19 protein-coding genes are annotated in these 17975 nt (G+C 67.2%); 11 read left to right on the top strand and 8 right to left on the bottom strand.

Annotation, left to right across the window (positions count from 1 at the left end; translation table 11 throughout):
- Window positions 1-3: 3 nt before the first annotated feature.
- The 3 genes from ACIBQ1_RS14075 to ACIBQ1_RS14065 are packed head-to-tail and all read left to right on the top strand — an operon-like array spanning window position 4 to window position 3618.
- On the top strand, window positions 4-759 hold the full coding sequence (locus ACIBQ1_RS14075; RefSeq protein ID WP_397277377.1) for a hypothetical protein: 756 nt from the start codon (window positions 4-6) through the stop codon (window positions 757-759).
- Complete coding sequence (locus tag ACIBQ1_RS14070) at window positions 756-2843, top strand: hypothetical protein (protein WP_397277376.1); 2088 nt, start codon at window positions 756-758, stop codon at window positions 2841-2843. Before ACIBQ1_RS14075 ends, ACIBQ1_RS14070 begins: the two co-directional genes overlap by 4 nt.
- Window positions 2844-2847: 4 nt before the next feature.
- Window positions 2848-3618, top strand: coding sequence for a hypothetical protein (locus tag ACIBQ1_RS14065; RefSeq protein ID WP_397277374.1), 771 nt, complete (start codon window positions 2848-2850; stop codon window positions 3616-3618).
- Window positions 3619-3657: 39 nt separating this feature from the next.
- Here the strand turns inward: ACIBQ1_RS14065 and ACIBQ1_RS14060 are convergent, their stop codons facing one another.
- Complete coding sequence (locus tag ACIBQ1_RS14060) at window positions 3658-4230, bottom strand: Pycsar system effector family protein (protein WP_397277372.1); 573 nt, start codon at window positions 4228-4230, stop codon at window positions 3658-3660.
- A gap of 808 nt (window positions 4231-5038) precedes the next feature.
- Here ACIBQ1_RS14060 and ACIBQ1_RS14055 point away from each other — a divergent pair.
- A complete protein-coding gene (locus ACIBQ1_RS14055) occupies window positions 5039-5401 on the top strand; it encodes a hypothetical protein (protein ID WP_397277371.1) in 363 nt (120 codons plus the stop codon).
- A 425-nt stretch (window positions 5402-5826) separates the two neighbouring features.
- Window positions 5827-7014, top strand: coding sequence for a PucR family transcriptional regulator (locus ACIBQ1_RS14050; protein WP_397277369.1), 1188 nt, complete (start codon window positions 5827-5829; stop codon window positions 7012-7014).
- A 118-nt stretch (window positions 7015-7132) separates the two neighbouring features.
- Here ACIBQ1_RS14050 and ACIBQ1_RS14045 read toward each other — a convergent pair whose 3' ends face one another.
- The 3 genes from ACIBQ1_RS14045 to ACIBQ1_RS14035 all read right to left on the bottom strand — a co-directional run bounded on the left by ACIBQ1_RS14045 (window position 7133) and on the right by ACIBQ1_RS14035 (window position 9005).
- Window positions 7133-8005 carry a hypothetical protein gene (locus tag ACIBQ1_RS14045; protein WP_397277368.1) on the bottom strand — a complete coding sequence of 291 codons (873 nt, stop codon included), beginning with the start codon at window positions 8003-8005 and terminating at the stop codon, window positions 7133-7135.
- 171 nt (window positions 8006-8176) lie between these two features.
- Window positions 8177-8620 carry a peptidase inhibitor family I36 protein gene (locus tag ACIBQ1_RS14040; protein WP_397277366.1) on the bottom strand — a complete coding sequence of 148 codons (444 nt, stop codon included), beginning with the start codon at window positions 8618-8620 and terminating at the stop codon, window positions 8177-8179.
- 10 nt (window positions 8621-8630) lie between these two features.
- Window positions 8631-9005, bottom strand: a complete 375-nt coding sequence (locus ACIBQ1_RS14035; protein ID WP_397277364.1) for a hypothetical protein — start codon at window positions 9003-9005, stop codon at window positions 8631-8633.
- A gap of 604 nt (window positions 9006-9609) precedes the next feature.
- On the opposite strand from ACIBQ1_RS14035, the gene ACIBQ1_RS14030 reads away from it, so the two are divergent.
- Complete coding sequence (locus tag ACIBQ1_RS14030; RefSeq protein ID WP_397277363.1) at window positions 9610-10881, top strand: serine hydrolase domain-containing protein; 1272 nt, start codon at window positions 9610-9612, stop codon at window positions 10879-10881.
- A 392-nt stretch (window positions 10882-11273) separates the two neighbouring features.
- Here ACIBQ1_RS14030 and ACIBQ1_RS14025 read toward each other — a convergent pair whose 3' ends face one another.
- Window positions 11274-11747, bottom strand: a complete 474-nt coding sequence (locus tag ACIBQ1_RS14025) for a VOC family protein (protein WP_397277362.1) — start codon at window positions 11745-11747, stop codon at window positions 11274-11276.
- A 63-nt stretch (window positions 11748-11810) separates the two neighbouring features.
- Between ACIBQ1_RS14025 and ACIBQ1_RS14020 the strand changes: the two genes are divergently transcribed.
- From ACIBQ1_RS14020 to ACIBQ1_RS14010, 3 genes are all read left to right on the top strand, one after another.
- Window positions 11811-12779, top strand: a complete 969-nt coding sequence (locus ACIBQ1_RS14020) for a helix-turn-helix transcriptional regulator (RefSeq protein WP_397277360.1) — start codon at window positions 11811-11813, stop codon at window positions 12777-12779.
- Window positions 12780-12783: 4 nt separating this feature from the next.
- Complete coding sequence (locus ACIBQ1_RS14015; protein WP_397277359.1) at window positions 12784-12975, top strand: hypothetical protein; 192 nt, start codon at window positions 12784-12786, stop codon at window positions 12973-12975.
- Window positions 12976-13074: 99 nt separating this feature from the next.
- Window positions 13075-13827: a DUF2637 domain-containing protein gene (locus ACIBQ1_RS14010; RefSeq protein WP_397277673.1), complete on the top strand. Its 753-nt coding sequence runs from the start codon at window positions 13075-13077 to the stop codon at window positions 13825-13827.
- A gap of 168 nt (window positions 13828-13995) precedes the next feature.
- On the opposite strand, the gene ACIBQ1_RS14005 is transcribed toward ACIBQ1_RS14010, so the two are convergent.
- Window positions 13996-14814 carry a class I SAM-dependent methyltransferase gene (locus tag ACIBQ1_RS14005; RefSeq protein WP_397277357.1) on the bottom strand — a complete coding sequence of 273 codons (819 nt, stop codon included), beginning with the start codon at window positions 14812-14814 and terminating at the stop codon, window positions 13996-13998.
- A gap of 120 nt (window positions 14815-14934) precedes the next feature.
- Between ACIBQ1_RS14005 and ACIBQ1_RS14000 the strand changes: the two genes are divergently transcribed.
- Window positions 14935-15549, top strand: coding sequence for a TetR/AcrR family transcriptional regulator (locus tag ACIBQ1_RS14000; protein ID WP_397277355.1), 615 nt, complete (start codon window positions 14935-14937; stop codon window positions 15547-15549).
- Between the two features lie 86 nt (window positions 15550-15635).
- Here ACIBQ1_RS14000 and ACIBQ1_RS13995 read toward each other — a convergent pair whose 3' ends face one another.
- A complete protein-coding gene (locus tag ACIBQ1_RS13995) occupies window positions 15636-16304 on the bottom strand; it encodes a DNA alkylation repair protein (RefSeq protein WP_397277353.1) in 669 nt (222 codons plus the stop codon).
- Window positions 16305-16475: 171 nt separating this feature from the next.
- Window positions 16476-16880: a hypothetical protein gene (locus tag ACIBQ1_RS13990; RefSeq protein WP_397277350.1), complete on the bottom strand. Its 405-nt coding sequence runs from the start codon at window positions 16878-16880 to the stop codon at window positions 16476-16478.
- Between the two features lie 254 nt (window positions 16881-17134).
- Between ACIBQ1_RS13990 and ACIBQ1_RS13985 the strand changes: the two genes are divergently transcribed.
- Window positions 17135-17824, top strand: a complete 690-nt coding sequence (locus tag ACIBQ1_RS13985) for a DUF899 domain-containing protein (RefSeq protein WP_397277347.1) — start codon at window positions 17135-17137, stop codon at window positions 17822-17824.
- Window positions 17825-17975 lie beyond the last annotated feature (151 nt).

The following is a 17975-nucleotide window of genomic DNA, read 5'->3' as shown; positions in this document are numbered from 1 at the left end:
GCCATGGTCACACACGATTACCGAGTCCTGCTCACAGCAGACATCGAGAACTGCGGCGGCCGCACTGACGCCCAACAGCGAACCCTTCAGTCCGGACTGATCAGCACTATCGAGACGGCAGCAGACCGCGTCCAGCTGGACCATGGCGCGTGGGAGCGTCAGGTGGGCGGTGATTCGTTGACCGTCCACCTTCCCGCCGAGCCGGGCCCTTTCGTCACGATTCCTCTCCTCCTTGACCAGTTCCTGACCGAGCTGGACGTGGCCATCGCAGCCCACAACAGCCGACGCTCCGATCCCACCTGGGCCCGGATGAGAATGAGGCTCGCCGTCCACGTCGGACCGCTGCAGTTGGACGGCGCGGCCGGGTGGCCCGGACAGCATGCGGTACAGCCCGCGAGGCTGCGCGATTCGGCACCGATCCGGACCGCTCTCGACACCTTCCGCGACGCTGATCTGGCGCTGATCGTCTCGCGGGAGGTGTTCCGCGACTACGTGTCACAGGGGCCGGGGCGGCCGAGACCGTCGGAGTTCCTGGAAGTCGCGGTGGCGGAGAAGAAGCAGGAGTACACGGCATACCTGTACGTGCCGCACTTCGACGTCCACGACATGGAGATTCCGGAGTCCCAGCCGTCCAGCGACACCCCGTCATCACCGCCGCGGAGCATCGGATCGATCAAGAATCGGGTCAAGAGAGGTGACATTCTCTTCGCGCAAGGAGACATCAACGTCGCTCGTGAACCGAAGGGGAAGAAGAAATGAGCGACTCTCCGCCTGAGGAACCGAAATCCAATCCCCCGCAGCAGGAAGACCCGGAGACCGAGGCCGTTGCTCCCGAGGAAGCGGACGAGATATCCCAGGAACCCGACAACCAATCGATCCGCAACGAGATGACCGCCTCCGGACAGGAGTGGCTGGAACGCAAGCAGAACCTGGACGACCTGTTCGCCGACGAGCGGCCCAGCGCTGGCACTCGGGACCTGATTGGCCGCGTGCGCAACCGCGTCAAGAAGGGAAACATCTGGCTCGCCCAAGGCGACATCCACGTAGATCAGGGACGGGCCCAACCGACGGCGACGATTCACGAGCTAACGGAGAACGAAACCGAGGATCTACGGCGAACGCTGGTACCGACCCAGTCGCAAGCGGAAACACGCAGGCTGCTCAACAGCGAACGCCTGGTCCTGCTCAGCGGCTCCGCGGAGACCGGAAAGGCGACCACGGCCACGGCGGCGCTGCTCGACTGGTGCGGCAGGGCGAGCTGGATCATTCCGCACGGAGCGAGCACGCCGAACCCCCGTGACTGGAAACTGGAATCGGGACACGGCTACTTGCTGGACCTAGTCGATACGCCCGACGCCGTGGACAGGGTGACCACGAATCTCAAGCGTGCCGGCGTCAATGCGGACTGCAGAATGATCGTCCTGGTGCCGGAGCACATCAGCTCCTCCGTCGCGCCCGTGATCGAGCACGACGCCCCGCCGAACACCCGGATCTTCGCCAAGCATCTGTCCGTTCAGGCATCGGGCGCCCGGCTCGCCCCGGACGATCAGCGGCTTCTGGACGAGGAACTCCGCGCCCACTCCGCACCCTGGCAGGTGGTCGAACTAGCCAAGCAGGTGGCCGCCACCCTGGAGGCCAGCACCTCCATCGAGATCATGCTGAACCGGCGATTCCACCGGATGCGCGCGAAGGTCGGCGAAGACCTGGAGAAGCGCAGGCCGACCCTAGGCCGGTGCTTCATGACAAGCATCGCCGTACTCCATGGGCTGCCCGAGGCGGAGATCTCCGGCGCGGCACTGGCCCTGGCCGAACGGCTCGACGAGAAGTGGCGCCGTGATCACTCACCGAAACCGGTCCAGCTCTGGGAGAAGCTACCCCTCTGGCTGAATTATGTGGATGCGGAGGCAACAGCTGCTGGGCCCGGTGGTGGGCGGAACATCAGGCTGAGACGCCCCCAACTGGCGGCCGTCATGCTGCGTGTGATCTGGGAAGACCAGCCGACGATCCGTGACTCGTTGGTCGACTGGCTGCTCTGGCTCGGCGGCGAGGGATCTTCGCACACCAGGATCAAGGTCGGGCATGCGGTCGGGAAGCTTGCGACCTTCGACTTCGCCCTCGTCAACAAGCGATTCCTGCAGGTGTGGAGCCAGTCCCGCCGTCCCCGAGATCATCAGCTCGCTGCCCTGGCGCTGGAAGCCGCAGCCGAAGACCCGTCGATGACACGCCGCGTCCACCTTCATCTCCGTTCGATGATCCAAGGCAACGATGCGGAGAAGGCGATCGCGATCCGCGCCTATGCCTCATCTGTCGGTCTCTCCGCCCCTGACCAAGCCCTCGCCGCGTTCAGGACCCTCGTCCTCACCAGGGGCGACAAGTTCCACCATGAAGTGGCCCAGTCCATCGCCTATCTGTATCGCGCGGACACCGCGCACACCATCGTGAACAACCTCGCCGATTGGGTCGACGAAGGAGGACCCGCCGGTCATCGCAGCGCCGCCCTCGCCTTCGGACGGTTGACCGCGCTATCCGTCCCGACCCCCGAGCGGCCGCATCTGAGCCGGCTCGATCCCCATCCCTCGCTCGTGACGCTCTGGCGCAACGCGCTCAGCTACGAGGAAAAAGGTCGCCTGGTCGTGCCCGAGTCCTGGGACCTGCTGCTGAGCGAATGGCTGCGCTACTACGACGAGCGGCCCACCGTACGGGAGATCACGGACCAGATCTTCAGCCTGACCGACAGGCGGAACGCCAAGCGGGCCCTGCTCTACCTTCGGCTCTGGCGGCACCACGGCGAGATCTCCGAGGATCTTCACCACCACCTGCGTCAACTCGTTCACAGGAGCTGATCACATGCGCAATTGGCTGGCACCCGTGCTTTATCACGTCCAACAGAACGAGCCCGAGGCCGAACCGCCCGTCAACATCGAGCCGTTCGTTCTGGCCTCGCCCGCCAAGGGCGACGCCTACGACTTCTCCGTCACCCTGCTCCGGACCGCGACCTCGGCCGGGAAACGGGCCCGAGCCCTCCTCAACGATGAAGTGCCCGAGGCCGAGGCGATTCTCCAGCGCGCTTGCCAGGAGGTACGTCCGATCACCCGGCGGTTCGAGATCACCGACGCAGGCGCGGCGGAACAGGCCGCGAACGAGCAGCTCAGATCGATCTCGGGAGAGATGACGGGAGTCTACCGATGGACGGTCAGAGCCGAGGTGAACGTTCCCGAGGAGATACGCCAGCTCAACCGGGATGCCCACAGAAAGCAGCACGACATCAAATCCGACGCCGCCGCAGCGCTGCTCAAAATCCAGAGCACCGACGAGGTCCGGCAGAAATGGCAGGAGTTTCTCGCCGCCGTGGAGGGAAGCGCCCGAGTGGTGCACGCGATCCAACTGGCCGTCACCCCAGAGCAACTGCCGCAGATCATCGCGGATCTAGTCGAGCAGCGGCAGCAGGGAGCGCAGGAACTCCTTGGCACCGTCGATAAGATCATGCAGAGCTACCAGTCGGTGGACATGCTCAACTTCGTCGTCACTAACGAATCAGTACTCCGCAGCACTCTGGAACTTCTCGGCCTGCCCGTTCCTCCATTGGAGGACGACACTCTGCTGGTAGGCGGAGTGTGACCTGCCTGTCGGAGCGGCGTCATACCTACGCCTGCGCGGTCACGGCGGAGACCCGGTGAGCACGACGTTGATCAGCGCCGCGCTCACCGTAGCCGTCATTCCACTCAGGAGCAGCCAGAACCCCCAGCGGATGAGGCGATACTTCTGCCCGACGATGCGGCTGACCCGGTACAGCTGATCAGCGACCCGCTCCAGGTCCAGCGTCGAGGACTGCATCAGAGCGCTGGTGACGCTCACCGTGGAATCGAGGCGTAAGACATCGGCGTAGTACATGACGGCGCTGTTCCCCTTCCGCCGATCCAACCGCGGATAGACCGCGCCAGCGAGCACCACCACGGACGCCAGAGCTGCCGCCGCGCCTGCCCACCACAGCCACTCGACGGCATTGGACATCGCCAAAGGTGACCAGCTTCCCGCGAGCAGGCCGCCTGTGACGGCGCCGAGGCCGATGCCAACGATGCCGAGGAGTACTTGGGCTTTGGTGTCCGCCCGGTTGAGCTCCTCGCGGGCCTCTGTGAGCAACTGTGTTCCGTAGGCGCACGCATCGTCCTCGGCTGCATGCCGTTGGTCTGGAGTGGTTTGGGTGAGGGCTCGCAGGATCTTGTGGAACACGAGGAACCTCCTGGCTGGGGGCGATCACAACGCAGAACATTCCACGACCGCTGTGGGTTGAAGCCCGTGATGTGCTTCGCGCCCGCTGTACATCAAGTCAACAGAAGGCTCTCTGCATGATCGTGGGCCACGTGTGGGCCATCCATGGCTTTGATCGAGTGATATTCGTGCATCGCCCCTGGTCAAGGGCATGTCCACGAGCAAACCTGCAATGCTCTCCGGAGCCGGGTGCGCAGGTTCGAATCCTGCAGGGGGCACTCGAGCTTGATCAGCGGTTCCGACCGCTGACCAGGGCGAACATCGTACGAACGGGCGGGCCTCCGGTCTCACGGAGTCCCGCCCGTTCTCGTTGACGCTCGCTGGTTGTGGGCCATGATCGAGCTTCCATGGATGCCTCTAGCGGCGAGGTGGTTCCATGTCACCTGTGCTTCCTCGATGCGATTGAGATCGGCTCGGGTCAGCAGCTTCCCATGCCGCCCAGGTGGATCACTCGTCCACGGTCACGATCGATGCGAGATCGCCTGCGGTGCGCTGGATGGCGATATTCGCGGCAGTCGGCATCGACACCGACCACGCGGGCCGGGCCGAGGTGGAGCTGGACCAGGTCGCCGTGGGGTGCCAGACCCCTCATGAACGCCAGCGGATCGCGGACGATGGGGACGAGGTGCCCCCAGCAGCGGCAGCGCTCCGGGCGTGGTCGGGATCGTGCTCGTGGTCTCGCAACGGGCCTGGCGAAGCGCGCTGGTCTTGCCCTCGGAATCTCGTTGGGTTCTGCGCCCGGACCTATTGCTGGGCGCGGGACGAGGTCTTGGACCTGCTCGCGGACGCGATCGGCTGGAGTTGGCTGTGGGACCACCCGCTCGACCGGCCCGAGTCGGGCACTGACGGCAGGAGGCTGGCAACAGCAGTGCGGGCCGGATCCCCGGTCCATGCCTCCCCGGATCTGCTGGCCATGTGCCAGTTCCGGGTCGACATCATCGCCCTGCCCGACGACCTTTTCTCCGCCAGAAACGAATGGGAGGCAGGCAACAGCGACAACATCGTCCAGCAGGAGAAATGCTCCTGGTCGGAAGGCGCGCACCACGCCGAGCAGATAATCGCCGAAGCGATCGACCATTTCCTGCAAGCCGAAAAGCGCTTCGTCGATGCGCCCGAATACCGGAACCTGTAGTTGGCCGAAAAGAAGTACGCAGCCTCGTACGGCACCTCCAATGCCCCCGCTACCAGCGGTTTCCCGCAGTAAACGGCGATAATCCAACGAAGCCATCTCTGGCCTGCGGAAACTCTGGGTCCTCCGCCGGTCGTTCAAGCGTCGCCGCAAGTCAGGGCCTTGTGCTTCACGTGGGATCGGTCCGGTTGTGTCGCAGGCGCTCACCCGCATCGGATGCGAGGATCCCGCAGGTGACGTGTACCAAAGGGTGGCCCGTGGCCCGCCTGTCCTCGCCGATGGCGGTTACGGCGGAAAAGTGAAGTGGCAACGTCAATCCGAACTTGTCATCTTGCGCAATCAACTCCAGTAAAGTAGATCTGTTAACCAGTTCGCGTGATCCCGACTATCAGCGGTCTATTGACGGCTGGATGTGAAGGAGAGCCGATATGGGTAATTTGTTCCGGACCTTACGCAGCAGCCTGGATGCCAATGCCCGGCGTGCGGTTGAGGTGTATACCCGCGAGCTCGCGGATTACCGCAGCCTGGCCGCTGAGGCTCGGGGGTCCGCCCAGATGCTGGACTTCGCGGTGATTCTGCGGCGCCGCACCGTCGAGCTGGCTGCGGAGGATCAGTCGTACACCGAGCAGGACCAGGCGTACATGGCCTCGGTCGGCGCGGCGCGGGGCGAGGTGGGCGTCTCGCTGGCATCCCAGCGGCAGGTTCTGCTACTGCACGCCAATCTCACGCTTCGTGAGATCCACGAGGCGGCGGGCCCCAACGACCTTGGCGACGTCATGCGCATTCTCGGGTGGATCGCCCACCATGGCCTTTCCGCGCAGAACGCCTACACGCGCGGATACCTCAAAGGCCAGGAGCGCTTCCTGCCCGTCGTGGCCAGGATCCAGATGCTCGCCCGGATGCTTCTCTCCGACGACCTCGCGGCGCCCCAGCTGGCCGGCGAACTCGACCTGCCGATGCAGGACCACTACCTGGTGACCATCGCCCGGATCTCCGGCGGCCGGCACGACAACCTGCGGCGCGACGAGGTCGTCAAGACGCTGCTGAACCGCCACCGCATCCCGCTGACCTGGCACAGGCCGGATGAGTTCGCGGCGCTGGTGCCGTGCGGCGGCGACGACCCGATCGACGGGCAGGTGGCGGCCCGGGTCCAGGCGCTGTCCCTGATCCGCGACTTCGCCGAGCTGTCCGGGCCCTGTTCGGTCGGCGTGGCCCCGGGCCGGACGCATGCACTGGCGGACCCGCTCTCGCTGGCCCGCAAGGTCTGCCAGGCGGCACCCGTGGAGAGTGTCCCCCGCCAGGTGTACAGCGTGGCCGACGTGTTCGCGGAATTGGGGGCAGCCCAGATGCCGCAGGTCGATCAGTGGCTGCGCGAGCTGACCCGGCGGCTGGCGAGCGGTCCCGACCTGGTGGCGACGCTCGACGCCTACTACCGCAACGACATGAACCGGATGTCCACCGCGATGGCACTACGCGTGCACCCTCGCACCCTCGACTACCGGCTCAAACGGGTTCGCGAGCTGGCCGGAATCGAGCCCGGCTCGACCCGCGGCGTACGGGTGCTGAGCACCGCCGTCACCCGCATCCTTGCGGAGGCCTGGCGCGACCAGCGCTGACTTCCTTTCGCACCGCGGACGACCGCGCCGGCTTCCCCTCCACCGCGAACCTCACCGCTCGGTCTCGACGTCGCCCGGCTGCTGGACCCGCCGTCGGCGCGCGGGCCCGTTCACGGTGTCAATCGGCCGGAGAGCCGCTGCTCGTCGACGCCGGAGCCCGCATCTCGGCAGCGAGGGTCTCCTCGGCGAGACGCAGGGTGGTCTGATTCGCCCGCTTGGCTCCCTGGAGGGCGGTGGCGTTCTGGGCGATCATCGTCCGCTGGTAGGCACTTTCGACGGAGAGCCAAACGCCCACCAGGTTGGTCCGTTTCTTGCAGGCGAGGTCGGTCCGGGCGGTCGCGAGCTCCTTCTCGGACGTTCCGTCGCGGAAGGCCGGGTCGGCTATGGGGTCGAAGGGGGTGGCGTAGGAGTGGCCGGCGGCACGCATGCAGGCCGACCACTCCTTGACGGCGGTTTGGACGCGGTGGTCGGTGCGGGAGCGCTGGAAGCTGAGCATGGACAGGTGCTGGGGAAGCGAAGGGTCGGCGCCCGAGGGAGCCATGGCGAGGGCCTCGCGCGTCTGCTCCTGGCAGCCGCCCGGCGGGGCCTTGTCACCGGTGCCGGTGATGACGGCGATGGTGGCGGGGTCCAGGTCCGGGGTCTCGGGCGGGTGGCGGGCCGGGTCGCGGGGGCCGAGGCCGTAGCCGTAGGAGGCGGCGTCGGCTGCGTCGGTGAGACCGTAGCGGCGTTCCATCCACGTTCGGGGGCCGACCAGGGGGCGGGGGGAGGAGGTGATGGGAAGGGTGCGGCCGTGGCGTCGCGCGCAGCGGATGAGGAGGACGCGGTAGGCGTTGGCCACCGTGAGGGTCTGGGTGGGGGAATGTTGATAGTCGTCCAGAGGGAGTCGAAGGGCGGCGCCGTCCGGGGTGGTGGTGTCGCTCGGGAGGGCCTGGGCGCACGATGCGGTGAGGGCCGTGGCGGCTGTCAGCAGGGCGGCGAGGTGGGGGCGCATGGTATCTCCCGGAAGGGCGGCGGGGGGGGGGGGGGGGCCCCCCCCCCCCCCCCGGCGGGGGGGGGGGGGGGGGGGGGGGGGGGGGTGGGCGGGGGGGGGGGGGGGGGGGGCGTGGTACCCCCGGGCGGGGGGGGGGCGGGGGGCCGGGCCCCGCGCCCGCCGGGAACGGGGTCAGTTCCAGTAGTGCGATTCGGAATTGTTCGCGTACGTGGGCGCGGTGTTACCGTAACCACCCGGTACGAGTTGTCCGCACTGGCCGGACTGGTATGTGTTGGTGCAGATGTAAGCGTTCAGGAACAGGTGCGCGTTGATGGCGGACTCGTCATTGTTGGCGATGAACCCGTTTGCCGTGCTGGCGGACCAGTCAGGGTGCCCGGTCGTGTCCATGTACGTGAAGTCCGCCATGCGGCCGGTCAGGTTCTGATTTTCCCAGACGCACAGGTCGTACCAATTGCAGACGCCGTCCTCCATGGTTCCGGAGATGGGCGGCTTCTGGAGCGTGGTGGAAACCTTGGATTTTTCGAAGTAGGACGGCTCCGGCTCCGCTTTCGCCGGGAGGGAGAACAGGGCGAGGGTGAAGAATGCCAGGAGCATTCCGATGACGGCGCGTCGCATCGTGATCCTTTCAGCAGGCGAGCGTGACTTGGGGGGTGGTGCCGTTCATGGTCAGCGGGGACCCGGCGTAGCCGGCCTTGGTGAACACGGCGGTGCCGCCGGCGAAGTACGTGTTCGTGGTGCCCTGGCACGGCGCGCTGGAGTGATGGATCCCGTAGTTGGCCGGGTTGTAGCGCTTGTAGGCCGTGGTGGTGGACCCGTCCTTGTAGAGGTTGAGGTACAGGTCGATCGAGTCGACGACGGCGGTGCACTGCACCTCGATCTCGGTACGTACGTCGTTGTACAGGCTGTTGACGTACGGGAGGCTGAGATAACCGCCGCAGTAAATTACCTCCGCCGGCGCGTTGACGCCCTTCGGGGTGTCAGCCTTTCTCGTGAGGGTCATCGTGAACAACTGGGTGGCGCCGCCTTTGAGGGGAACGGACGGCTTTTCCGGGGCGGCGGAGGCCGGGCTGCCGATAAGGACGACTGATAACGCGAGAACGACGGATAAAACGAGTGTGCGAAGACGTGCGGACATTTCTGCGCCTCCCGAGGGAAAGAGGGTTCGTACTGCCTTCCCTATGGTGATCTGCCGCCCGGAATGCGTCTTCGTGATATTGCGTAAAACTTTCTGTCAAAGTCTGCGGGGGTTTGTAACAGGGGGTGAAGTCTCGTGTCGACGCCTGGAGCGCGGCCGATACGCAGGCCGAACAGGCAAAGCCGCGTCACGCTGTACGGTTAGCCGTTCGTGCGAGTGCCACCCCAGGTCAGCGGCATGATTTCGACCGGCCTCCGGAGCCGGCCCCAGGCATGCGATCGGTCACCGACCGGCACCCCGTCGTGCTCGCGCGGATGTCGTCGCGCACGCCGTCGACGTCCCGGCCGCGGCGATCACCAGATCGGGGGCGGGATTGACGCCTCGACAGGTCAAGAAGGCTAGGGAAACGCCGAGGAAACGAACTGCGTGCTTGCATCCCTCGCAGATCGTTTCTCATGAAAGGATTTCCATGGCGTTGTCGCATCCCTCACCTGACCACGACCCTTCGCGCCGTTCCGCCCTCGGGTTCCTGGGCGCGGTTCCGCTGGCGGCCGGTGGTCTGCTGGCCGCGGGAGGAACCGCCAAGGCGAACGCCGACGTCTCATCAGGCTCTGGCCGGATTCCCAAGGACCTGCGCCCTGGAGGCGCTTTCGACCGGTACGTCAAAGAACTGGCGGACAAGGATGAGTTCTCCGGCACCGTGGTGATCGCATACCGCGGCCGCCAGGTCCTGGCCCGCGCCTACGGCTGGGCGGACAAGGAAGGCAAGGTCCCGAACAAGATCGACACCATCTACGCTCTGGCCTCGGCCTCCAAGCCGTTCACCGGGCTGGCTGTCGTGCAGCTTGTTCAGCAAGGCAAGCTCAAGTTCTACGACCTGGTGAGCAAGTATCTGGACGGCCTGCCGGCGGAGATGGCCGAACGCATCACCGTGCATCATCTCCTCACGCACACCAGTGGTCTGGGCGACGCCCGGCGCCCCGGCGAGAAGCCGCCGCCGGAGAAGATCCACAACAGCTACGAGGAGCAGATGGCGGACTTCTGGGCGAATCTGAGGACATTCGAGCTGGAGTTCGCCCCCGGGACGAAGAAGGCATACAGCAGTATGGGCTACACCCTGCTCGGCGAACTCGTGGCGAGAGTCTCCGGCAGGTCGTTCCAGGACTACGTCCGCCAGAACATTTTCCTCCCGGCCGGCATGGAGGACTCCGACTACTACCACCGCCGCCAGTGGCTGGCCGACGCGCGCATCGCCCATCCGTACATGTATCAAAAGGACGGCACGCGGGTTGACGCCGTACGCAACCTCGACAAGGGCTCCGTCTACGGCGACGCCGGCCAAGGCAGCAACTCGGCACGGGGATGGATGGGGACAGGCGGCGGCAACGGCTTCTCCAGCGCCCCGGACCTGGTGCGCTTCGCGGTCGCGCTGCAAGGCGGCAAGCTCGCCGCCCGGCCCTACACCGAGTTGTATGTGAACGGAAAGATCTCCGCGAAGCCGCTGAAGGAGGACACCTCCGGCAGCTCCCTTCGGGGGGAGACCTTCCAGGCGTACGGACCTGTGGCCGCCATCTATAACAACCAGCGCATCATCACCCACGGAGGTGGTGCAGGCGGCATCTCGACGAGTTGGTCCGTCTACCTCGACATGGACTGGACGGCCGTCATCCTGAGCAATTACGACCTGCAGAGCATCGAGCCGATCATCGCCCTGGAACGACGCCTGATCACCGGCGCATAGGGACATTTCCTTTGAGCCTGCCGGCAAAGGGATGTGGTGTCGGGGTTCGGCTCAGGAGTGTGCCTGGGTGTGGTCATCGTTGGGCTCCCGGTGGCTGAGGCGTTGTCTGAGCAGCCGGCCGGCCCGCTACCGCGGCCTGGTGCGCATCCATGAACGCAAGCCTTGCTCGTCGCCGTGCAGCGACATCCCCGCCTGCAGGCGGAGCGAGGAAGGCGAACGCCGGACTCATCCGGCCCACCGGGCGACCTGAGCGGCGGGTATGTCGCAGGACAGCCGCCAGGTGACGCCCGCGACGCTCGTAGACGTGGGCGTTGAGAAACGCGCGATGAGTCGCCGAACGCGGCCGGCAGTCCCACTACCGGAGGCTCTTCCCCGCCCGGCGATCATCCGTCTCATCGGCCGGGGAAGAAGTCCGCGCTCTGGACGTACTCCATGGCCTTCGTGAACACGGGGTCGCTCATGCGGCGCTCCATCTCCTCAGGCGAGACCTCCTCGATGCGGCCCTGGATCCACCACAGGTTGCCGAACGGGTCGCGTACCCGCCCCACCCGGTCGCCCCAGAACAGGTGCGTGACCTCGGTCACCGACGTCCCGCCCACCTCGACGGCGCGGCGGTGGGCGGCGTCGGCGTCGGGGACGTACAGGCGAAGGAAGGCCGGGGTGGGCGGCCAGTGGGCAGCCCCGTCGAACATCATCACCACCGCGTCGCCGATCCGCACCTCCGCGTGCCCGATGCGTCCCTTGTCATCGACCAGCCTGGCCAGTTCGACGGCGTCGAACGCGGCCTTGAGGTAGTCGATGAGCCCTGCGGTGTCGTGCCCGATGATCCACGGCGTGACGGTGGTGTAGCCCTCTGGAATGTTCATGGCTGGAGGCTATTTCGCAAATAGGTCAGATCTGGTCCTACATGTGCACCTACGCTGAGATCCATGACCGAGTCCCGCCTCCTGGCCCTGCTGTCGCTGCTCCAGACCCCTCGTGAGTGGCCGGGCAGCGAGCTGGCCGAGCGCCTCGGGGTCAGCCGCCGTACGATCCGGCGCGACGTTGAGCGCCTGCGCGACCTCGGCTACCCGGTCGAGGCGACCATGGGCGCGGTAGGCGGATACCGGCTGGTCGCGGGCACGGCAATGCCGCCGCTCCTGCTGGACGACGAGGAGGCGGTGGCCATCGCGGTCGGCCTGTCCACCGCCGCCAGGAACCCTGTCCAGGGCATCGAGGAGGCGTCGGTACGCGCCCTGGCCAAGCTGGAGCAGGTACTGCCGTCCCGCCTGCGCCATCGGGTCAGGTCGCTGGGCGGCGCCACGGTCCCGCTGCCCGCAGAGGGCGGGCCGCAGGTCGATCCCGAGGGGCTCACCATGCTGGCGGCGGCCGTGGCGAACCGGGAACGAGTCCGATTCGGGTACCGGGCGAACGACGGCACGAGCAGCGCGCGGCTGGTCGACCCCTACCGCCTCGTCGCGGCCGGGCGGCGGTGGTACCTGCTGGGGCACGACCGTGACCGCGACGACTGGCGGATCTTCCGCATCGACCGCATCGCCGATCTGCGGGCGACGGGTGCCAGGGTCGTGCCGCGTGAGCCGCCCGCCGGGGACGCCGCCGCGTACGTCGCCGAGAAGCTCTACTCGCTCGCCCCCACGCACGAGGCCGTCGTCACGCTGCACGCCCGGCCCACGGAGGCGATCAGGGCGCTGGGCGAGGTCGCCCCGATCGACGGGGAGCGCTGCCGGCTGCGCATGCACGGCGACACCCTGGACTGGCTCGCCTTCCACCTGCTGGCTTTGGGGTGTGAGTTCGAGGTGCACGAGCCGGGCGAGCTCGCCGAGCACCTGCACGCGCTGGCCGCCCGCCTCACGCGTGCTGCAGGAACTCCGGCACCAGAGGGCTCGCGATCACTCTGAACGCGTGCCGCGCCCCCTCGATCATCCGTGGCTGCGTGGGCTGATCTACACGATGACCGCGCCCGTGCAGCCCGCGTTCATGGAGGGCGCCGGGCCGCCGCTCAGCCCGATCCGGCTCGGCCGCGCCGCCGTCCGGCGTCCGCCTGTTGACCGGCGTCGGACCGCATCGCGGATCGTCCGCCTGAGACAGAAGTGACTGATGGGGACATAGCGAGACATTGGGCATGGCAACATTTCTGGAGTGAATTCGGGCAAGCAGCCGCCACGAGGTGGGGATCGGCTGATCCGTGTGTCGATGACGGTCGTGGTGCTGGCGGTCGCGGCGGTGGCTGCGTGGGTGTCGTACTGGCATGCGGTGGCGGTGATCGAGAGGTACGGCGCCGAGGACGAGTTGTCGGCGCATCTGGTCCCGGCGACGGTGGACGGCATGATCTACTCCTCCTCGATGGTGCTGCTGTGGTGTGCCCGTTACCGTCTGGCCGTTCCGGCGTTGGCCCGCTGGGCGTTGGCGCTGGGAGTCGCGGCGACGCTGGCGGCGAACATCTTGCACGGGATCGAGCGGGGACCCCTGGCCGCGGCGCTGGCCGCGTGGCCGGCGATCGCCTTGGTGATCTCGTACGAGTTGATCATGTGGGTGGTCCGCTCGGGTCGTGAGATCGCCGATCGCGCGCACGACCCAGGGCAGCCGGAGCGGGCGCTCGCCGAACCCGCGCCCCCGAGCGGCGCCTCGGACCAAGCGCCACCGGCGCCGCAGTCGAGACCGGCGGCGCACGCCACGCCGCGGGTCGACCAAGGCGAGCCGACGCGGGGAACCGGCGAGCGCCGGTCGGCGTCCACCGGGCCCGAACCGGCGGTCGCACGGGCAGGCCAGGACACGCTTACAGGCGAGGTCCGGGAGGACGGCGACCGGAGAGCCCAGGTGGCGGCCCTGCTCGCTCAGGATCCGAACATGACCGGGACCGCTCTCGCCCGAGCGCTGGGGGTGCACGCGAGCACCGCGCGCAAATATCGCCGCGAAGCACTCAACGGGCACGACCGTTCTGCATAGCGCCAGAACCGGGGCTCAGCGCGGGCGGGGCATCGGCGAGCCGGATCCGCCGTGGCTGACCCGCGCGAAGAACACCGTGCCCAGAGCGGCGACGCCGATGGCGCCGGAGAACTGCTGGACGGCGTTGAGCATCCCTGAACCGGTGCCCCCTGCGCCAGTCGCGCCGCGTCAGAAGCGGTAGCGCGCGACCACGGTGCCCAGCCTGGACAAGGACGTGCTGAGTGCGGCCAAGCGGGTCCACAGGCGCAGGGCCGGCGGATACTGGGCGACCTCCGGCTCACGGGTGAGCATGATCTCCTCAATGAGCGTGAGCTTGGGATTCCAGCGCACGGGATCCAGGCGGTCGAATCCCGGGGACTTGAAGAGGGGGACCAGAAACCGGACGCTGGGGGCGAGTTTCGCAGCCCGTACCGTGAACTTGTTGTAGACGTTGAACACGATCTCCCCGCTGCGGAAATGGTCGGTGAGCCGCCGCAGCAGGGAGATCATGTCGGCTTCGGCGAGAAACGCCATCAGGCCGTCGGCGACGATCACCGCGGGGCGGTCGGCGGGGAGGCTCTCCAGCCAGTCCGGGCCGGTCAGGTCCGCGCCAATGGTGTGGACGTGCGGGCGGTCGGGGATGAACCGTCGCCGGGCGGCGGCGACGTCGGGGAAGTCGACGTCGTACCAGTCGACGGTGGGCGGAGTGCCGATGCGGAACGCCCGCGTGTCCAGCCCGGCGCCCAGGTCGACACCGATCGCGTCGGGGTGGCGGGCGATGAACCGCTGCGCGACCTCATCCAGTTTCTTGGCCCGCTGGGCGACTTCGACGCAGGAGACCCTGGTCCAGCGGAGCTGGTCGTCGGTGTGGCCGGTTTTGCGGACGAGTTCGTCGGCCATCGTGTCCCCGAGGATCGGGTCCGGCAGGCGGCTGTCGAATGCCCGGCCGGTCAGGGTGATCCACAGGGTTTCCTCCACCGGGGTCAGAGCGGGAAGGGGGAGCGTCATGAGAGTTTCCGTCCTTTCTGCGCCGGCGTACGCGTCGGCTCATCGGCATCTGCGTTTAGATTACACCTGGACTAAAAGTAGTCCAAGTATACTCATATGCCCGGTGTAGGCTCTCGTGGCATGGCGGACGAGACGCGACGCGAGCGCAAGAAACTCCAGACCAGGCAGCTGCTGATCGACACGGCGCTCAGGCTGTTCGCCGAACAGGGATACGAGCGGACCACCATCGCGCAGATCACCCAGGCGGCCGACGTGGCCAAGAAGACGTTCTTCAACCACTTCCCCACGAAGGAAGACGTCCTGTTCGCCGACACCGACCAGTACGTCCAAGCGGCCATCGAAGTGATCGGCGAACGAGCGCCGGAGGAGCACGTCTCCGACGTAATGCTCGAGATCTACGAACGAGTCTTCGCCCGGCGTCTGGCCGAAGGGCCGCTCTCCGGGGCCGGCGAGGATCTGAAGCGCCTCGACGACACGGTCATGAAAGTGCCTGCCGTGCAGGCCAAGGCCCTGCACGTGCTGTTCGACCTCCAGCAGGCGATTGCCGACGCGCTCATGAAGGCCTACCCCCGCGTGCTCGACCCGGTCACCGCGGCTGCCGCCGTCGGATCCCTGATGGGAGCCGCTCAAGCAGCCGGCAGGGCCAGCCTCCGCCAGGGCCCCTCGATGGAGGAGTACCTGACCTCGATCCGGCGCGCCCTCGACGTCGCCCTCCAGGGGCTGCGTTCGTTGTAGAAAGGCGTCCACCCATGAGGTGGGCACTTACCAGGCAGCGTACGGAAGAGCCGGCGCTCGGGCTGGGAGCCGATCGGCACGTCGTGTTACCCGTGCTGTCGGCGCACCATCTCGCTGATCCAGATCGGCGCGAACGGAGACGTGCAGCCCGGGGAAGTCGGGTAGTCCTTGAGCACTTCCAGGCGTTCGCCGATGTCGATGGCACGAGCGCGGTGCTCTGCGTGGTCGATCCCGATCTGCGCCAGGCAGTGGTTCATCGCCCACTGCAGGCGATCCGGGGCGTCTTTCATCTCCGCCTCGATGACGTCGAGCAGTCCTACGAGGTCGAGGACCTCGGGCTTCTTCGTGACGCGTTCGGTGGTCAGCGCCCAGCCGGCACTCGCGACCACTGGATCCGGATCGGCGGACCAGGTCAGGCGCAGCTCTTCGGCGTGCGGGTTCTTCTTCACCACGTAGTTCACGAGCCAGTCGTGCACTTTGGGGGTGCGCGCCTCGCGCAACATGACGTCCAGCTCGTCACGCTCGAACGCCTTCGGGCGGCAGATCAGGATCGCCAGCAGTCTCGCCGCGCTGTCGTCCGTCTCCCAGAGCCGGCACGCGAGTTCCTGCTGCGTCTTCAGCCGCTTCGCTATCGCGCGCAGCTTGCTGAGATTCACTCCGTGATCGTCACCGTGTTTCTCGTTCACCTCGCGTGCCTTGGGGTCCTCGAGCTCGGCCAGTTCGGCCATCACCTCGGCCACCGTCGTCTCGGCCATCTCAGCCTCCCGCTCATCACGTGCGAGATGCAGCCTACGACGGAAGTCGGTGGCGGGCGTCGGCCAGGGGGAGCGAGCCGGTTCGGTCGCCCTGACCCGGCCCGCCGCCGTGTCACCGAGGTCCGGGCAGGACCCCGGTGACACGCTGTGGCTGTGCGGGTCGACATGGTGTCAGGCGGCGTCGAGGGCTTCGGTGATCTTGCGGGCCATGTCGGTCAGGGTGGGGCTGGGCCGGCCCTGGTGGGTGCGGGTGGCTGCGTCGATGGCGACGACGATGGTGCGGCGGAAGTTGTCGGCTTCGGCCGGGTCCTGCTGGTTGAGCAGGTTCATGGACGCGGTCAGGGCGGGCAGTACCTGGTCGGCGAGTTCGGCGACGGTCTTGCCGTACTTGACGCCCTTGGGTGCCTTGGTGAGGACGTGTCCGGCCAGGCCGGTGGCGGAGGTCAGGGCGATGGAGCCTTCGGTGGCGACCTTGTGGGCCGAGCCGGCGGCGCCGGCGGCGGACATCAGGGAGACGGCGCCCCAGGCGGCGATGCGCAGGGTGGTCTTGTCCTGGTCGGTGAGGGTGACGGACATGGTGGTCGCTCCTTCGAGGCTGTTGTGGGAGGGGGTTGGACGGTCGGTGGACCGTTCATGGGCTCTACTGTCGTCGACCGTTCTGATACGGGGCCGTTGCCGTCCTGACGTGCCAGCTGACACGGCAGCGCAGGGTCAGCCGGTCGGTCGGCGCGCGGCGGACGCTCTCGTTCCGTCGGATTTGCCGGCCACCGATGAGTTCGAGGTCCGGGCCAGGTCTACCTCTGGACAAGCAGACCGATCAGTGAGGGATCATGAGCGCAAACGCACTACCGCCCGTCGTCGACGCCGACACCTGGCAGCGCCGGCTCGAAGAGCTGCGTGCCAGGGAGAAGGCCGCGACCCGGGAGCTCGACGCCATCGCCGCCCAGCGCCGCCACCTGCCCATGGTGAAGATGCCCGACTACACCCTTGAGGGCGAGGACGGGCCGGTTCGGCTGGCGGACGTCTTCGAGGGCAAGAGGCAGTTGATCGTCTACAACCACATGTGGTTCGAGGGCAAGGAGTGGCAGTGCCCGGGTTGCACGGGGTTCACCTCGCAGTTCACCCGGCTGGAGTTCCTGGACGGCTACGATGCCCGGTTCGTCATCGTCACCCAGGGCCCGATCGACGAGGCACTCGCCTACCGGCGGCGGGTCGGGAACAAGATGGCCTGGTACTCCACCGCGAACAGCCTGTTCGGCACCGACGTCGGCGCACCGCCCGGCGGAGGTTTCGCCGTCAACGTGTTCCTGCGGGACGGTGACACCGTGTATCGCACCTGGCACACCAACGGCCGGGGCACCGAGCAGCTCAGCCACTCCTTCGCGCTGATCGACCTGCTGCCGTACGGGCGGCAGGAGGAGTGGCAGGACTCCCCCGACGGCTGGCCGCAGCGGCCCACCTACAGCCGGTGGTCCACCTCCCAGGACATCGCCGCCCTGTACGGCTCCGACACCGCCTAAGCCCTCCTTGAGGCTGGCGATGCGTTGCTCGCATGTCGCACGCTTTGTCGGCCGGTACCACGTTCGGTGTGGCGCGAGGGCAGAGACACCCGCGACCCGCCCGAAGCCCGCCGACCGGGTCCCCGCGCCGCGCGCGGCCTCGGGTACGGAG

Source organism: Nonomuraea sp. NPDC050153, assembly GCF_044460125.1.
Taxonomy (GTDB): Bacteria; Actinomycetota; Actinomycetes; order Streptosporangiales; family Streptosporangiaceae; genus Nonomuraea.
Note: the sequence above shows the minus strand (reverse complement) of the source record. Positions and strands in the feature narration are given on the sequence as shown.

Coding starts and splice junctions, on each gene's coding strand:
- ACIBQ1_RS14020 (WP_397277360.1), top strand. CDS start 11,811: ATGACCGAGTCCCGCCTCCTGGCCCTGCTGTCGCTGCTCCAGACCCCT.
- ACIBQ1_RS14040 (WP_397277366.1), bottom strand. CDS start 8,620: ATGCGACGCGCCGTCATCGGAATGCTCCTGGCATTCTTCACCCTCGCC.
- ACIBQ1_RS14010 (WP_397277673.1), top strand. CDS start 13,075: ATGACGGTCGTGGTGCTGGCGGTCGCGGCGGTGGCTGCGTGGGTGTCG.
- ACIBQ1_RS14050 (WP_397277369.1), top strand. CDS start 5,827: ATGGGTAATTTGTTCCGGACCTTACGCAGCAGCCTGGATGCCAATGCC.
- ACIBQ1_RS14025 (WP_397277362.1), bottom strand. CDS start 11,747: ATGAACATTCCAGAGGGCTACACCACCGTCACGCCGTGGATCATCGGG.
- ACIBQ1_RS13990 (WP_397277350.1), bottom strand. CDS start 16,880: ATGTCCGTCACCCTCACCGACCAGGACAAGACCACCCTGCGCATCGCC.
- ACIBQ1_RS14045 (WP_397277368.1), bottom strand. CDS start 8,005: ATGCGCCCCCACCTCGCCGCCCTGCTGACAGCCGCCACGGCCCTCACC.
- ACIBQ1_RS13985 (WP_397277347.1), top strand. CDS start 17,135: ATGAGCGCAAACGCACTACCGCCCGTCGTCGACGCCGACACCTGGCAG.
- ACIBQ1_RS14035 (WP_397277364.1), bottom strand. CDS start 9,005: ATGACCCTCACGAGAAAGGCTGACACCCCGAAGGGCGTCAACGCGCCG.
- ACIBQ1_RS13995 (WP_397277353.1), bottom strand. CDS start 16,304: ATGGCCGAGACGACGGTGGCCGAGGTGATGGCCGAACTGGCCGAGCTC.
- ACIBQ1_RS14030 (WP_397277363.1), top strand. CDS start 9,610: ATGGCGTTGTCGCATCCCTCACCTGACCACGACCCTTCGCGCCGTTCC.
- ACIBQ1_RS14000 (WP_397277355.1), top strand. CDS start 14,935: ATGGCGGACGAGACGCGACGCGAGCGCAAGAAACTCCAGACCAGGCAG.
- ACIBQ1_RS14065 (WP_397277374.1), top strand. CDS start 2,848: ATGCGCAATTGGCTGGCACCCGTGCTTTATCACGTCCAACAGAACGAG.
- ACIBQ1_RS14005 (WP_397277357.1), bottom strand. CDS start 14,814: ATGACGCTCCCCCTTCCCGCTCTGACCCCGGTGGAGGAAACCCTGTGG.
- ACIBQ1_RS14075 (WP_397277377.1), top strand. CDS start 4: ATGGTCACACACGATTACCGAGTCCTGCTCACAGCAGACATCGAGAAC.
- ACIBQ1_RS14070 (WP_397277376.1), top strand. CDS start 756: ATGAGCGACTCTCCGCCTGAGGAACCGAAATCCAATCCCCCGCAGCAG.